Annotated in this window: 13 protein-coding genes; 8 read left to right on the top strand and 5 right to left on the bottom strand. The window is 66.3% G+C overall.

From position 1 onward, the window contains the following. Position 1 precedes the first annotated feature (1 nt). Positions 2-940, bottom strand: coding sequence for a KPN_02809 family neutral zinc metallopeptidase (gene ypfJ / locus AC1VNY_RS29255; protein ID WP_461191869.1), 939 nt, complete (start codon positions 938-940; stop codon positions 2-4). A 381-nt stretch (positions 941-1321) separates the two neighbouring features. On the opposite strand from ypfJ, the gene AC1VNY_RS29250 reads away from it, so the two are divergent. The 3 genes from AC1VNY_RS29250 (at position 1322) to AC1VNY_RS29240 (ending at position 3794) form a co-directional block, all read left to right on the top strand. Next, positions 1322-2455 carry a site-specific DNA-methyltransferase gene (locus tag AC1VNY_RS29250; RefSeq protein ID WP_028342966.1) on the top strand — a complete coding sequence of 378 codons (1134 nt, stop codon included), beginning with the start codon at positions 1322-1324 and terminating at the stop codon, positions 2453-2455. 188 nt (positions 2456-2643) lie between these two features. Further along, a complete protein-coding gene (locus AC1VNY_RS29245) occupies positions 2644-2970 on the top strand; it encodes a hypothetical protein (RefSeq protein ID WP_482407780.1) in 327 nt (108 codons plus the stop codon). 137 nt (positions 2971-3107) lie between these two features. Beyond that, positions 3108-3794, top strand: coding sequence for a glutathione S-transferase family protein (locus AC1VNY_RS29240; protein ID WP_482407779.1), 687 nt, complete (start codon positions 3108-3110; stop codon positions 3792-3794). Positions 3795-3872: 78 nt separating this feature from the next. Here AC1VNY_RS29240 and AC1VNY_RS29235 read toward each other — a convergent pair whose 3' ends face one another. After that, a complete protein-coding gene (locus AC1VNY_RS29235; protein WP_038386050.1) occupies positions 3873-4295 on the bottom strand; it encodes a nuclear transport factor 2 family protein in 423 nt (140 codons plus the stop codon). Between the two features lie 150 nt (positions 4296-4445). Here AC1VNY_RS29235 and AC1VNY_RS29230 point away from each other — a divergent pair, with 150 nt between their 5' ends. Then, positions 4446-5360 (top strand): LysR family transcriptional regulator, encoded by a 915-nt coding sequence (locus AC1VNY_RS29230; RefSeq protein ID WP_482407778.1) that lies wholly within the window; start codon positions 4446-4448, stop codon positions 5358-5360. A gap of 165 nt (positions 5361-5525) precedes the next feature. Here the strand turns inward: AC1VNY_RS29230 and AC1VNY_RS29225 are convergent, their stop codons facing one another. Then, entirely contained in the window at positions 5526-6143 is a 618-nt protein-coding gene (locus tag AC1VNY_RS29225; protein ID WP_482407777.1) for a glutathione S-transferase family protein, read from the bottom strand. Positions 6144-6313: 170 nt separating this feature from the next. Here AC1VNY_RS29225 and AC1VNY_RS29220 point away from each other — a divergent pair, with 170 nt between their 5' ends. Then, positions 6314-7579, top strand: coding sequence for a flavin-dependent oxidoreductase (locus AC1VNY_RS29220; RefSeq protein ID WP_482407776.1), 1266 nt, complete (start codon positions 6314-6316; stop codon positions 7577-7579). A gap of 301 nt (positions 7580-7880) precedes the next feature. Here AC1VNY_RS29220 and AC1VNY_RS29215 read toward each other — a convergent pair whose 3' ends face one another. Further along, positions 7881-8300 carry a PaaI family thioesterase gene (locus AC1VNY_RS29215; protein ID WP_482407775.1) on the bottom strand — a complete coding sequence of 140 codons (420 nt, stop codon included), beginning with the start codon at positions 8298-8300 and terminating at the stop codon, positions 7881-7883. Between the two features lie 69 nt (positions 8301-8369). Then, positions 8370-9461 carry an A/G-specific adenine glycosylase gene (gene mutY / locus AC1VNY_RS29210; RefSeq protein ID WP_482407774.1) on the bottom strand — a complete coding sequence of 364 codons (1092 nt, stop codon included), beginning with the start codon at positions 9459-9461 and terminating at the stop codon, positions 8370-8372. A 101-nt stretch (positions 9462-9562) separates the two neighbouring features. Here mutY and AC1VNY_RS29205 point away from each other — a divergent pair, with 101 nt between their 5' ends. From AC1VNY_RS29205 to smc, 3 genes are all read left to right on the top strand, one after another. Continuing rightward, positions 9563-10042 (top strand): DUF721 domain-containing protein, encoded by a 480-nt coding sequence (locus tag AC1VNY_RS29205; RefSeq protein WP_038386045.1) that lies wholly within the window; start codon positions 9563-9565, stop codon positions 10040-10042. Positions 10043-10165: 123 nt separating this feature from the next. Then, complete coding sequence (locus AC1VNY_RS29200) at positions 10166-10822, top strand: DsbA family protein (RefSeq protein WP_028338651.1); 657 nt, start codon at positions 10166-10168, stop codon at positions 10820-10822. 334 nt (positions 10823-11156) lie between these two features. Continuing rightward, complete coding sequence (gene smc, locus AC1VNY_RS29195; RefSeq protein WP_482407773.1) at positions 11157-14621, top strand: chromosome segregation protein SMC; 3465 nt, start codon at positions 11157-11159, stop codon at positions 14619-14621. Positions 14622-14743 lie beyond the last annotated feature (122 nt).

Below are 14743 nucleotides of genomic sequence, written 5' to 3'. Positions count from 1 at the left end.
GCTATAAGCTACCGCCGAACGTGTTGCAGGCTTGCACTGTGCCCTGCTGGTAGCCTCTCATGAACCACTCCTTGCGCTGCGCGGCGGAGCCGTGGGTGAAGGAATCAGGCACCACCCTGCCCGTGGCCTGCCGTTGCAGCGTGTCGTCGCCGATCGCGTTCGCCGTTGTCAGCGCGGCGTCGATGTCGCCGGCCTCGAGGAAGCCCGGCCGCTTCTTCTCCTCGCGATTGACCCAGACGCCGGAGAGGCAATCGGCCTGCAGCTCGACCTTGACCTGCAGCGCGTTGGCCTCGGCCTTGCTGCCGGCCTGCTGCTGCAGCCGGTTCACGCGCGGAATGATGCCGAGCAGGTTCTGGATGTGATGGCCGGCTTCATGCGCGATGATATAGGCCGCGGTGAACTTGCAGGCGTTGCCCGAGCAGCCGCGGAAGCGCGTCTCGACCTCGCGGAAGAAGCCGGTATCGAGGAAGATGGTCTTGTCCGGCGGGCAGTAGAACGGTCCCATCGCCGACTGCGCCATGCCGCAGCGGCCGCCATTGGTGGCGTTGCGGAACAGCACGATCTTCGGACCTGTGTAGGTCTGGCCGCTGGCCTTGAAGATCTCGCTCCAGCGATCGTCGATCTCGCCCAGGATGCCGGCGATCATGCTGCCCATCTCGTCGGTCGGCGCGCCGCGCTTGGCCTGCCCGCCCGACGACTGCCGGTCGGTCTGGTAGGTCGGCGCCTGGCCGCCGCCGGTGAGAATCTCGGCGCCGCCGATCAGAATGCGCGGGTCGATGCCGAAGGCATAGCCGAGCAGGCCGAGCACGATGATGGTGCCGATGCCGAGCCCGCCACCGCCCATCGGAATGCCGAAGCCGCCACCGCCACCTCCGCCCATCCCGCCTTCATCGCGACGGTCTTCGACGTCGTCGCTGCGGCGGAAATCATCATAGCGCATGGCGGTTTCCCTTCATTCCAGTCGGCGACCCAACGCGGGACACTCCAACTTAAAATTTCCATTCTGTTAATCAATATCCTGCCCGGCAATAATTGCCTAGTCCGGAAGGCGCGCACCTTTGCGGTGCAAACGGCTGCGAATGAGGGCGAATCTACCGCGCGAATCGTGCCGGTTTGATGATCCGCAAATTTTTTCGCCGAACGCGCTGATGTTGCAGCACAACGCCGACGGCACCGCGCCATGCCGCGCAAAAGATGCTGCAATCTTTAGCATGAAGATTTCCAATTAAGTCGATTTTTACTTTGCCGGGTCAATGTGGCGCCAGTCGGTTGTTTAGTCCCGCGTCGCCGACAGCGTCGCCTGAGTCAGAGTTCTTGAGTCATGGTAGTGTCGCGTCGCGGGGCGTCTGCAAGGGCGCCCCGCACTAAATTTGAGAGTGCCCCATCGAGCCACATCGTCATTGGCGATTGCGTGGCCGAATTGTCGAAGCTTCAGGCCGGCTCGGTCGACCTGGTCTTCGCGGATCCTCCCTACAATCTGCAGCTCAAGGGCGACCTCAAGCGCCCCGATGAGTCGCATGTCGATGCCGTCAACGACGACTGGGACAAGTTCTCGTCGTTCGCAGCCTATGACGATTTCACCCGCGCCTGGCTGCTGGCCTGCCGCCGCGTAATGAAGCCGTCGGCAACGCTGTGGGTGATCGGCTCCTATCACAATATCTTCCGCGTCGGCGCCATCATGCAGGACCTCGGCTTCTGGCTCCTGAACGACATCGTGTGGCGCAAGTCCAATCCGATGCCGAACTTCCGCGGCCGTCGCTTCACCAACGCGCACGAGACCATGATCTGGGCCGCGCGCGACGAGAAGGCCAAGGGCTACACCTTCAATTACGAAGCGCTGAAGGCGTCCAATGAGGACGTGCAGGCACGCTCCGACTGGCTGATCCCGCTGTGCACCGGCGAGGAGCGCCTCAAGGACGGCGACGGCAAGAAGGTGCATCCGACGCAGAAGCCCGAGCAGCTGCTCGCCCGCGTGCTGCTGTCGTCGTCGAAGCCCGGCGATCTCGTGATCGATCCGTTCAACGGCACCGGCACCACCGGCGCCGTCGCCAAGCGCCTCGGCCGCAGCTATATCGGCTTCGAGCGCGACAGGACCTATGCGGCTGCCGCCGAGGCGCGCATCGCCGCGATCGAGCCGCTGCCGGACGCAACGCTGGCGCCATTCATGACCGCGCGCGAGGCGCCCCGCGTTGCGTTCTCCGAACTGATCGAGCGCGGCATGATCGTGCCGGGCGCCAGGCTGGTCGACGCCAAGAAGCGCCACGGCGCCCTGGTGCGCGCCGACGGCGCCATCATGCTCGGCGACAAGGTCGGCTCGATCCACCGCATCGGCGCGGTCGCGCAGGGCTCGGGCGCCTGCAACGGCTGGACCTTCTGGCACGTCGAGACCAAGACCGGCCTGCGGCTGATCGACGAGCTGCGCGCCGAGATCCGCTCCGAGATGGCGGCGGGCTGAGGCAGGCCGACCAATCTTCCTCGTCATTCCGGGCTCGCCGCTTCGCGGCGCCCTCAGATGCGCAATTGCGCGTCGGGGAATGACACGTCGGGAAAGTTGACGCCGTCTTGAACGCGGGCCGCCTTGTTGCGCTGCGACGTCGGGACTAGATTTGGCCCCGTCACTTGCCCGTTTCGATTGGTCGCCCGATGCGAAGACAATCCGAGACCCTGCTGCTGGTGCCGCTGCTGCCGATCTTCCTGCTCGGCATGTTTCCGATGCTGCTGATCGGCCTGCTCGGATTCTTCGGCCTGATCATCTTCGGCATCCTGCTCGTCTGCGTCGGGCTGACGCTCGCGCTCGAGGCGCATGGCGAGTTCAATGAAGAGATCATCGTCCATGGCTACGCGCGGGAATCAGAACGCGCGACGCAGGCCTCCCATTTGCGTGCTGCGATCCGCTCCGCCGCCATGCTGGACGTCGCGGGCATCGCGCTGGTCGTCGCGGGTATCCTGGGCTTCTTCTGGGCCGTCTGACCAGCGCGCCACGCGACCCTGATTCACAAACTCGTCGCTTGCGCAGCGCAGCGAAATTTGCGCATGAGGGGATCGTCTGCGGCCTTCCCCCGCCGCGTCCCGATCTCGCCGGTTACAAGAACCAAGGGAGTCCCTTCATGATCAAATTCTATTTCAACGGTGCGCCGAACCCGAACAAGGTCGCGCTGTTCCTGGAAGAGTCCGGCCTGCCGTTCGAGGCGATCCCGGTCGACACCCGCAAGGGCGAGCAGTTCGCGCCAGAATTCCTGAAGGTCAACCCGAACGGCAAGGTGCCGGCGATCGACGATGACGGCGTGCTGGTGTTCGATTCGAACGCGATCCTGCTCTACCTCGCCGAGGAGCACGGCAAGTTCCTGCCCGCCAATACGCCGGCCAACCGCGCCGCGACGCTGTCCTGGCTGATGTTCATCGCGACCGGCCTCGGCCCCTATTCCGGCCAGGCCGTGCACTTCAAGCACTTCGCGCCGAAGGATCTCGACTACGCCAACAACCGCTACCAGTACGAGGCGCACCGCCATTACAAGATCCTCGACGATCATTTGGCGAAACAGCGCTACATGGTCGGCGACAGCTACACGATCGTCGACATGGCGTTCTGGGGCTGGGCGCGGATGGCGCCGTTCGTCCTCGGCGAGGAAGGCTACGCCAAATATCCGAACGTCAAACGGCTGGTCGACGAGATCTCGGCGCGGCCGGCGGCGGCACGCGCGGTCGCGCTGAAGGACAAGCACACCTTCAAGGCCGAGATGGACGACGCGGCCCGCGACATCATGTTCGGCCACCTCAAGTCCAAGGTGGCGTAAGCCGATCCACACGACGGCAAGACGACGGCGCCCATATGGGCGCCGTCTTCGTTTGTACCGCCCGTTAGCGGGGCACCGCTACGCGGGAAACGCGCCGAGCGCCTTCTCGGTCAGGACCGAGTCGCAATATTCCCGCACCTCCTTGATCCGGCCGCCGTCGAAGCGGAACACCAGGCAATAGTCGTTGTCGTAGCGCTGGCCTTGCTTGGTGAGGTTGTCGCCCTTGGCCTCGACCACGACGATGTCACCGTCGGCGAGGATGCGATGGGCGACGGTGCGACCGCGCTCGGCCAGCTTCGAGCGGACATGGCCGTGCAGATCGTTGATGATCGATTGCTTGCCGGTGAAGGTGCGCGACCAGGAATATTGCCCGGTCACGGTCCAGATCGCGTCGTCGGCAAGCGTTGCCATGAACAGCGAGTTCTCGCGCACCGCAGGATCGGGACTGCCCGCGATCACGAACATCTCCTGCACCAGTTTCTTGTTGTCGGCTGCGCTCATGGCGCGTCTCCTTGCGATTGATAGAGCCTGATTTCAGGCGCTTCCTCGCGCGATGCGGTCTTCGGCTCGCGTGAAAACGCCTTGGCCCCAATCCTGCGGCCTGGCTACGCATTCTTCCAATCGATAGGTGGTATGATATATATTCACCCAATGAATTTGAATTCGCTTGACCTCAATCTGCTGGTCGCGCTCGACGCCCTGCTGCGCGAAGCTAATGTCAGCCGCGCCGCGATGCGGCTCAATCTGTCGCAGCCGGCGACCAGCCACGCGCTGCAGCGGCTGCGCGACCTGATCGGCGATCCGCTTTTGGTGCGCAACGGCGCGCGGATGGAGCTGACGCCGCGGGCGCAGGCATTGCGCTCGCCGCTGGCCCACGCGCTCGACCAGGTGCGCGCGCTGTTCGTCTCCGACGATTTCGACGCCGCGCGCAGCGACCGGCACTTTCGCCTGATGATGCCCGACCTCGCGGTCGAGCTCCTGATGCCGCCGCTGATGGAGAAGGTGACGCTGATCGCGCCGAACGTCACCATCGACGTGGTGCTGTGGCGGGGACCTGCGATCTTCACGCCCGAATTCGCCCGCACCATCGATCTCGTGATCTCGATCGGCGACTCCTTCAAGGGCTTTCACCGCCAGCGGCTCTACACCGACAGCGATGCGCTCGCGGTGCGGCGCGGCCACCCCGCCGGCACGAAGCTGAAGAAGCGCGAAGCATTCCTCGCCGCGCGCCACGTCGCCGTGATCATCCGCGGCCAGAACGAGGATCTGATCGACACCTGGCTGCGCGCCAAGGGCATCGAGCGGCGGATCGCGCTGGTGGTGCCGGGCTATATCGAGGCGCTGCACGTCACTGCGCGCACCGACCTCGTCGCCTTCGTGCCGCGCCGGCTGATCTCGGCGCTGTCGAAGCAATTGTCGCTGATGACGGTGACGCCGCCGCTCGATCCAGGGATCGACGAGCAGCACATGTTCTATCCGACGCGGGCGCAGATGGATCCCGGTTCGATCTGGCTGCGCCAGCTGATGCTGGAAACGGGACGCGAGCTGGAGGGAAGGAAGGTGTAGCCCAGCTCTATCCACACGTCGTCCCGGCGAAAGCCGGGACCCATAACCACAGGGTTGCGTTGTGAGAGTGAGCTGCGGCCCCAACGTCGCGTAACAACGATCGTTGGTGGTTATGGGTCCCGGGTCGCGCTGCGCTTGCCCGGGACGACACCGAATTTTTTGGCCTTACGCCTTCTGCTCGGCCAGCACCTTCTGCACCGCCGGGCGGCTCTCCATCGCCGCGCGATGCGCCTTCACCTTGGGCAGCGTTGCGATGTCGACCCCGTCGCCGTCGAGCCACAAGGTCAGCGTGTAGAGATAGGCATCGCCGACGGTGTAGTTCTCACCCATCACCCACGGGCCCTTCAGCATGTCGCGCTCGATCAGGTTGAAGCAGGCGCCCATGGTCTTCGGGATCATCGCCTTCATGTCGGCGAACGAAGTCTCCTGCGTCGCCCAGCGCGCACCGCGCATCTTGTGGGCGTGGCAGATATGCACCGTCGAGCACAGATAGGAGTTGAAGGCCTGCAGCGTGGCGAATTCGAAGGCGTCGTCGGGCGCGAGCTTCGCCTGCGGAAAGCTCTGCGCGATGTAGGCCAGCATCGCCGGCGTCTCGGTCAGCACGCCGCGATCGGTCACCAGCGTCGGCACGCGGCCCTTCGGATTGATCTTCAGGTATTCCGGGCTGTTTTGCTGGTTGGTCTTGAAGTCGATCTTCTCGGTCGTGTAGGGCGCGCCGGCCTCGGCCAGCGCGATGTGGGACGCGAGCGCGCAGGTGCCGGGGGCAAAATAGAGCTTGAGCATGTTGCAGTCCTCTCCGAGCGTTGTCGGTTCGTTGCGAACCCGGCTCTGGTTCTTGTTTTGACGGCGCGGAGGTTAACGGCAGCGCCATCGGCCGTCCACCCCGCGCGTGCCGCGGACCTTGCCCACGGCGGTGCCGTCGTGCGATGACCATGCCAATTGAGGGATTTTTCATGACTGTGCTCATTGCAGGTGGCGGAATTGGCGGGCTGACGCTGGCGCTCAGCCTGCACCAGATCGGCGTGCCGGCCCGCGTCTTCGAGAGCGTGCCCGAGTTGAGGCCGCTCGGCGTCGGCATCAACGTGCTGCCGCATGCGGTGCGCGAACTGATCGAGCTCGGCCTGCACGATGTGCTCGACGCTTCAGCGGTGCGCACCCGCGAGCTCGCCTATTTCTCCAAGCACGGCAAGCCGATCTGGAGCGAGCCGCGCGGGCTCGAGGCCGGCTACAAATGGCCGCAGTTCTCGATCCATCGCGGCCGGCTGCAACAGCTGCTGCTCGACGCCGCGACCGAACGGCTGGGAGCTGCGAACATCCTCACCAGCCATCACCTCACGGGCTGGGCCGAGACCGCCGACGGCGTCCGCGCCGATTTCATCGACCGCGCCACCGGCAAGCCCGCCGGCAGCTATGACGGCGCGGTCCTGATCGCCGCCGACGGCATCCATTCGGCGGTGCGCGAGAAGCTCTATCCGCAGGAAGGGCCGCCAATCTGGAACGGCCGCATCCTGTGGCGCGGCATCACCCGCGGCGATGCCTTCCTGACCGGCCGCACCATGATCATGGCCGGCCACGAGATCTTGAAATTCGTCTGCTACCCGATCTCGAAGGAGGCAGGCCCCGACGGCAAGTTCGACATCAACTGGGTCGCCGAGCGGCACATGCCGCCGACCTATCAATGGCGCCGCGAGGACTACAACCGGACGGCAAAACTCGACGAGTTCCTGCCGTGGTTCGAGAGCTGGAATTTCGACTGGCTCGATGTCCCCGGCCTGATCCGGAACTGCCCGCATGCCTACGAATATCCGCTGGTCGATCGCGATCCGATCCCGCAATGGACGTTCGGCCGCGTCACGCTCATGGGCGACGCCGCGCATCCGATGTATCCGATCGGCTCCAACGGCGCCTCGCAGGCGATTTTGGATGCGCGCGTGCTGACGCGTGAGATTTTGGCGCATGGCCCGACGCAGGCGGCGCTCGCGGCCTATGAGGCCGAACGGCGGCCCGCGACCACGGACCTCGTGATGCTGAACCGCCGCAACGGCCCGGAGCAGGTGATGCAGCTGGTCGAGGAGCGAGCACCTGATGGCTTCAAGGTCGTCACCGACGTGCTGTCGCAGCAGGAGCTGGAAGACATCGCCGCCAACTACAAACGCGTCGCCGGTTTCCACGTCGAGGGACTGAACGCCAAGCCGCCGATCGTGCAGCGGACAGGCTGAGTTGTAGCGCGGCGCATGATCTATCACCGTCACCCTGAGGAGCCGCGAAGCGGCGTCTCGAAGGGTGCACGGCCCGGCCGGTGGCCGTGCATGCTTCGAGGCTCGCTACGCGAGCATCTCAGCATGACGGATTTGCCAAAGCGAGCGCGGCATGGACTAAGCGAGGATCTATTCCCGTCATGCTGAGGAGCGCGGAACGCGCGTCTCGAAGCATGGACGGCCTGGATAGTGGCCGTCGCCCCTTCGAGGCTCGCTCCGCTCGTACCTCAGGGTGACGGATCGGGTTGGTGCGCAAGCCGCGCTATCGCAACGCCCGCGCAGCTTCCACCAGGCGGATGCTGCTGCTCGCGGTCGCGAGCAGCGTGCCGTCCGCGGCGGTCAGCCTTCCCTCGACAAAGGCGATGGTCTTGCCGAGTTGCGTCACCGTCGCCTCGCCGGTGATCGGCCCGGGTTTTGCCGGTGCGAGGAAATTCACGGTCATCGTGATGGTCGTGGTGAAGAGCCGGCCCTCGGTCATCACGAACACCGCCGGCCCCATCGTGTCGTCGAGCATCGCCGAGAGCATGCCGCCCTGGATGAAGCCGGCCGGATTGCAAAACTCCTGCTTGCCGTCGAAGGCCATTTTGATCCAGCCCTCCTGCGGACGTGCGTCGACCACGCGCCACCCCAGTAGTTTTGCGACGGGCGGCATCGGAATGCGGTCGAGTGCGGTTGCGATCATGGCGGCCTCCGGTTTCCGGAAGTGATAGCGAAGCCCTGCTGCCAACATGGTGTCAGCAGGCCGTCATCGTCAGAGATCGAGCCCATGCGCGACAACCTTGCGCATCACGTTCGGAAACGCCTCGCCGTCCAGCGTCGCCACCGGCACCCAGCGCATGCCATCCGGCGCGCGGCTCCGCGGCGGAACGCTGGCGGTGTAGACGACGAGCTCAAGCGGGAAGTGCGTGAACACGTGGCTGACGACGCCCGCCTTGCGGTGCCAGCGCGTGACGCCCTTCAGTTCCGGCGCCTGTGCCAGTGCCGCCGCGTCCTCCTGCCCGGCAAGCCATTGCGATCCCGGCACCTCGGTCATGCCGCCGAGCAGGCCTTTCTCCGCGCGCGAGCGCACCAGGAGCTCGCCGCCCCGCGTCACCACGAAGGCCGCGCCGCGGCGCAAGATGCCGCTCTTCTTCGGTGCCTTGCGCGGGAACGTTTCCTGATCGCCGCGCGTGCGCGCCGCGCAGTCGTCATTCAGCGGACACAATGCGCAGGCCGGCTTCTTCGGCGTGCAGATCGTGGCGCCCAAATCCATCAGCGCCTGAGCACTGTCGCCGGCGCGGGACGGGCCGAGCAATGTCGCCGCCATCTCCTTGATCAGCGGCTTGGCCTGCGGCAGCGCCTCCTCGATGGCGTAGAGCCGGCTGACCACGCGCTCGATATTGCCGTCCACCGGCATGGTGCGGCGGTCGAAGGCGATGGCTGCGATCGCGGCCGCGGTGTACGGCCCGATGCCGGGCAGCGTGCGCAGGCCGTCCTCGGTGTCCGGAAACACCCCGCTGTGGTCGCCCATCACCGCGACCGCGCAGGCGTGCAAATTGCGCGCCCGCGAATAATAGCCGAGCCCGGCCCACATCCTTAAGACGTTGTCGAGCGAGGCACGCCCGAGCGCGGTCACGTCGGGCCAGCGCGACACGAATTTCTCGAAATAAGGCCCGACCGCCCTGACCGTGGTCTGCTGCAGCATGATCTCCGACAACCACACACGGTACGGATCGGCCCGCTCCCCCGCCGCCGCGCGCCACGGCAGCGTCCGGCGATGCCGGTCATACCAGGCGAGCAGCCGCGCCGGGCGGTCGGCGGCGTCTTCGGTCGGCTTGGCTTTGGCGGCTGCACGAGAACTCATGGACGTATCTTAAGGCAAATCCCATCGCGTCATGCCCGGGCTTGACCCGGGCATCCACGTCTTTCTTTGTCCAGGACCGACGCCTGCCCTATAACCCCCTGATGTCCAAACCCGGTCCGATCAGCGCAAAGCCCCTGTCGATCCTGCTCAGCGACGTCTTCACCGACGCCTATGCCAAACAGGGCTTTGCCGCGCGCGAACTGGTGACGCGCTGGACCGAGATCGCGGGCGAGCGGATTGCTGCCTATTGCGAGCCGCTGAAGATGCAGTGGCCGCGGCCGGTGGAGGGACAGCCGCAGGAGCCGGCGACGCTGGTGCTGCGGGTCGAAGGGCCGATGGCGCTGGAGATCCAGCACTCCTCCGACGTCATCCTGGAGCGGGTGAACCGCTTCTTCGGCTGGCATGCGGTCGGCCGCCTGACCATCCGGCAGGCGCCGCTCTCGCGCCGCAGCCGGCCGGTCCGGCCGCGCCCGCCGGACGCCAAAACCGTGGCTCGGGAGGCGGCCAACCTTGCGGCCGTCGAGGACGACGACCTGCGCGCGGCGCTGGCCCGTTTGGGTGCCTCGATCAAGCGAAATTGACGCTTTTCGGCAGGCCGGCCGCGAGACCGCAGCATTGCCACAATGGCCGTTTCAAGCTAGCGAAGGCTTCTTTTCGGGACCCCCCTTCATTGTGGCGTGAATGCGCCAATCCGGGAGCTGACCTTGATCATCACGCGCCGCGCTTTCACCACCGCTCTCTCGCTGACCGGGCTCGCCGCCCTCGCCGGCCTGTCGCCGCTGCGCCTGATCACGGACGCGTTCGCGCAGACTGCCGCCGAGGTCGCCAAGCCGCAGTCGCTACCGGACATGGGGCTCGGCCCGCAGGACGCCAAGGTGACGATCGTCGAATACGCCTCGATGACCTGCCCGCACTGCGCCAATTTCAACGAGACCGTGTTCCCGAAGATCAAGTCGACCTACATCGACCCCGGCAAGGTCCGCTACGTGTTCCGCGAATTCCCGCTCGACATCAAGGCCGCCGCCGGCTCGATGCTGGCGCGCTGCATCGCCAAGGACGACGCGCCGAAGTATTTTGCCGTGATCGACCTGCTGTTCCGCCAGCAGAACGACTGGGTGGTGAAGAACACCACCGAGACGCTGACGCGGATCGGCAAGCAGGCCGGCCTCACCCAGCAGCAGGTCGAGGACTGCCTGAAGGATCAGAAGCTGCTCGACAAGATCGCGGCCGACCAGAAATACGCCAACGAGGTGCTGAAGGTGAACTCGACGCCGACCTTCTTCGTCAACGGCGAGATGCTAAAGGGCGAGACCTCGTTCGAGGAGTTCAGCAAGCACATCGATCCGCTGCTGAAGAGCTGATCGGGAGCCCGCGAACCTGGCGTCTTCGTGCCTCGCTTTCGAGTCGAGGCACGATAATTGTGGATGATTTGCTATCGCGGCACGCGGCCGTCGCATCATTTGGTTGTTGAAAACCTGATTCGCACGATGCGAATCGTCGAGGACATGCAAGGGCCATAAAACCCTGCAAATCCCTTGGGAAAAGCTTGCTCAAGCGGTTGCCCTGACGCACGGGCATCGCCATTGTCGCCGCTCATGAGAGCTGCACGCAGCAACTCACCCACACACCGACATTGCCTTCCATGGTATTGTCACGGCAGGGAGATTCGCGCCCGGCCAAACGAGATTTGTGTACATGAAGCTCACGCGCCTCCGCCTGCACGGTTTCAAGTCGTTCGTTGAACCCACCGATTTCATGATCGAGCCGGGCCTGACCGGCGTCGTCGGACCGAACGGCTGCGGCAAATCCAATCTCGTCGAAGCGCTGCGCTGGGCGATGGGCGAGACCTCGCACAAGTCGCTGCGTGCCGCCGACATGGATGCGGTGATCTTCGCCGGTTCGGGCAACCGTCCGGCGCGCAACCACGCCGAAGTCGTGATGACGATCGACAATTCCGATCGCTCGGCGCCGGCCGCGGTGAACGACAGCCAGCTCTTGGAAATCTCCCGCCGCATCGAGCGCGAGGCCGGCTCGGTCTACCGCATCAACGGCCGCGACGTGCGCGCCCGCGACGTGCAGATCCTGTTCGCCGACGCCGCCACCGGCGCGCGTTCGCCGGCGCTGGTCCACCAGGGCAAGATCGGCGAGATCATCCAGGCCAAGCCCGAGCAGCGCCGCCGCGTGCTGGAAGACGCCGCCGGCGTGGCGGGCCTGCATGCCCGCCGTCACGAGGCGGAACTGCGGCTGAAGGCGGCCGAAACCAACCTCACCCGCGTCGAGGACGTGATCGGCCAGCTCACCGGCCAGATGGAAGGCCTGAAGAAGCAGGCGCGCCAGGCGATCCGCTACCGCGAGGTCGCGGCCAAGGTGCGTAAGTCCGAGGCGATGCTGTTCCATCTGCGCTGGATCGAGGCCAATGCCGACGTCAACGACGCCGCGCAGACCCATGACATCTCCGTGCGCGAGATGGCCGAGCGCACCCGCGAGCAGGCCGAATCCGCCCGCATCCAGGCGATCCGCGCCGCCGAATTGCCGGCGCTGCGCGATGCCGAAGCGCGCGCCGCCGCCGGCCTGCAGCGACTGACCAACACGCGCGAGATGCTCGACCGCGAGGAGCAGCGCGCCAAGGAGCGCGTCGGCGAGCTCGATCGCCGCCTTACCCAGTTCGCCCAGGACATCGCGCGCGAGCAGCAGCAGACCTCGGATGCCGACATCGCGCTGCAGCGGCTCGACACCGAAGACGCGGAGCTCAAGGAAGAGATCAAGTCGCGCGTCGAGAAGCGCTCCGGCGTCGACGAGCGCGTCGCCGAGGCCGAGGAGATCCTGGCGGCGACCGAGCGTCAGTTCTCCGAGCTGACCACGCAGCTCGCCGATCTCACCGCCAAGCGCAATCAGCTCGAAGCCGGCGTGCGTACGCATCGCGAGCGGCTGGCCCGGCTCGATCAGGAGATCGCCAACGTCCAGGCCGAGGAAACCAAGCTCGCGCAGGAGACCGGCAATCTCGGCGACATCGACGCGCTGGCCGCCGCCATGGAGATGGCGCAGCAGACGCTCGCCGAGTCCGAGGCCGCCGTGCAGACCAGCGAGGCGCATCACGCCGCCGCGCGGCAGACGCTGGAAGCCTCGCGCAATCCGCTCACCGAAGCCGAGAAGCGCGTGCAGCGGCTGGAGACCGAAGCCCGCACCATCTCCAAGCTCGTCACCAGCGAGACCAAGAATCTGTGGCCGCCGATCATCGACGGCATCACCGTCGCCAAGGGCTATGAGAAGGCAATCGGCGCGGTGCTCGGCGACGACCTCGATGCGCCGGTGGATTCCTCCGCGCCGATGCGCTGGACCAATATCGGCGTGGCCGGCGAAGATCCGGCGCTGCCCGATGGCGTCGAGCGGCTGGCCGACCATGTCCAGGCGCCGCCGGAACTGGCGCGCCGTCTGGCCCAGATCGGCGTCGTCGCCAAAGAACGCGGTGCCGCGCTGGTGTCGCAGCTGAAGACCGGCCAGCGGCTGGTGTCGCTCGAAGGCGACGTCTGGCGCTGGGACGGCTTTGTCGCCGACGCGCATGCCCCGACCGGCGCCGCCCGCCGTCTCGCCGAGCGCGCCCGTCTGGTCGACATCGAGCACGAGCTGGAACAGGCCCGCGTCGACGCCGCCGCGAAGCGCCAGGCGCTGGAGACGGCCGAAGAAGAATTGCGCTCGGCGTCCGCCGCCGAGGGCGCCTCGCGCGAAGCCGTCCGCGCCGCCCGCCGCGAGGCCGACGCCGCGCGCGAACGCCATGCCGCCACCGAGCGCGAGATCAACCGCCACGCCGCGCGCAAATCGGCGCTGACCGAGGCGCACAGCCGCGTCGCCGCCGACCGCGCCGAGGCCGAAGCCGCGCATGAGAGCGCGGCTGCCGCGCTCGCCGAACTGCCGCCGGGTGTCGAGACCGAGGCCCAGCTCGCCGCGGTTCGCGCCGAGATCGACAATCAGCGCCGTGCCGCGGCGCAAGTCCGCGCCGAGGCGCAGGCGCTCGCCCGCGAGGCCGAGCTCGCCGACCGCCGCGTGCAGGCGATCGTTGCCGAGCGCAATGAGTGGCAGAACCGCAAGACCAGCGCCGCCTCGCAGGTCGAGACCGTCGAGGCGCGCATCGCCGAGGTGTCGGCCGAGCGCGAGGAACTCGCCAATGCGCCGGAAGTCTTTGCCGAGAAGCGCAGCGCGCTGATCACGGAGATCGAGCACGCCGAGGGCGATCGCCGCATCGCCGCCGACGCGCTGGCGACCGCGGAAGCCGCGATGGCGGAAACCGATCGCCTCGCCAAGGCCTCGCTCGAAGCACTCTCCTCGTCCCGCGAAGCCACCGCGCGCGCCGAGGAGCGCATGGAAGGCACCCGCCGCCGCCTCTCCGACATCGAGCGCGAGATCCACGACATGCTTGAGGTCGAGCCCAGCGCGGTCGTCGGCATGGCCGAGATCGAACCCGGCCAGGAGCTGCCGCCGGTCGCGCAGGTCGAGGAAGAGCTCGAAAAGCTGCGCCGGGATCGCGAGCGGCTTGGCGCCGTCAATTTGCGCGCCGAGGAAGAGCTCAAGGAGGTCGAGACCCAGCACACCGCGCTGACGACCGAACGCGACGATCTCGTCGAAGCGATCAAGCGGCTGCGGCAGGGCATCCAGAGCCTCAACCGCGAAGCCCGTGAGCGCCTGCTGACGTCGTTCGAGACCGTCAACAACCACTTCAAGCGGCTGTTCACCGAGCTGTTCGGCGGCGGCGAGGCCGCGCTGCATCTGATCGAGAGCGACGATCCGCTCGAGGCCGGCCTTGAGATCATCGCCAAGCCGCCCGGCAAGAAGCCGCAGACGCTCTCGCTGCTCTCGGGCGGTGAGCAGGCGCTGACGGCGCTCGCGCTGATCTTCGCGGTGTTCCTGACCAACCCGTCGCCGATCTGCGTGCTGGACGAGGTCGACGCGCCGCTCGACGACCACAACGTCGAACGGTTCTGCACCCTGCTGAACGAGATGACCGGCTCGACCGAGACGCGCTTCATCATCATCACGCACAATCCGATCACCATGGCGCGGATGAACCGGCTGTTCGGCGTCACCATGGCCGAGCGCGGCGTGTCGCAGCTGGTGTCGGTCGACCTGCAGGGCGCGGTCGACATCCTCGACCAGAACGTGGCGTAACGCACTCAGGCGTCATCCCCGCGCAAAGGCTTCGCCTTTGTCGCTGGAGGAGCCGCGCATTCGCGCGGCGTCTCGAAGGATGGGTCACGACTCGTGATCGTCATCCTTCGAGGCTCGCAAGC

This window comes from Bradyrhizobium ferriligni (assembly GCF_056837965.1).
Note: the sequence above shows the minus strand (reverse complement) of the source record. Positions and strands in the feature narration are given on the sequence as shown.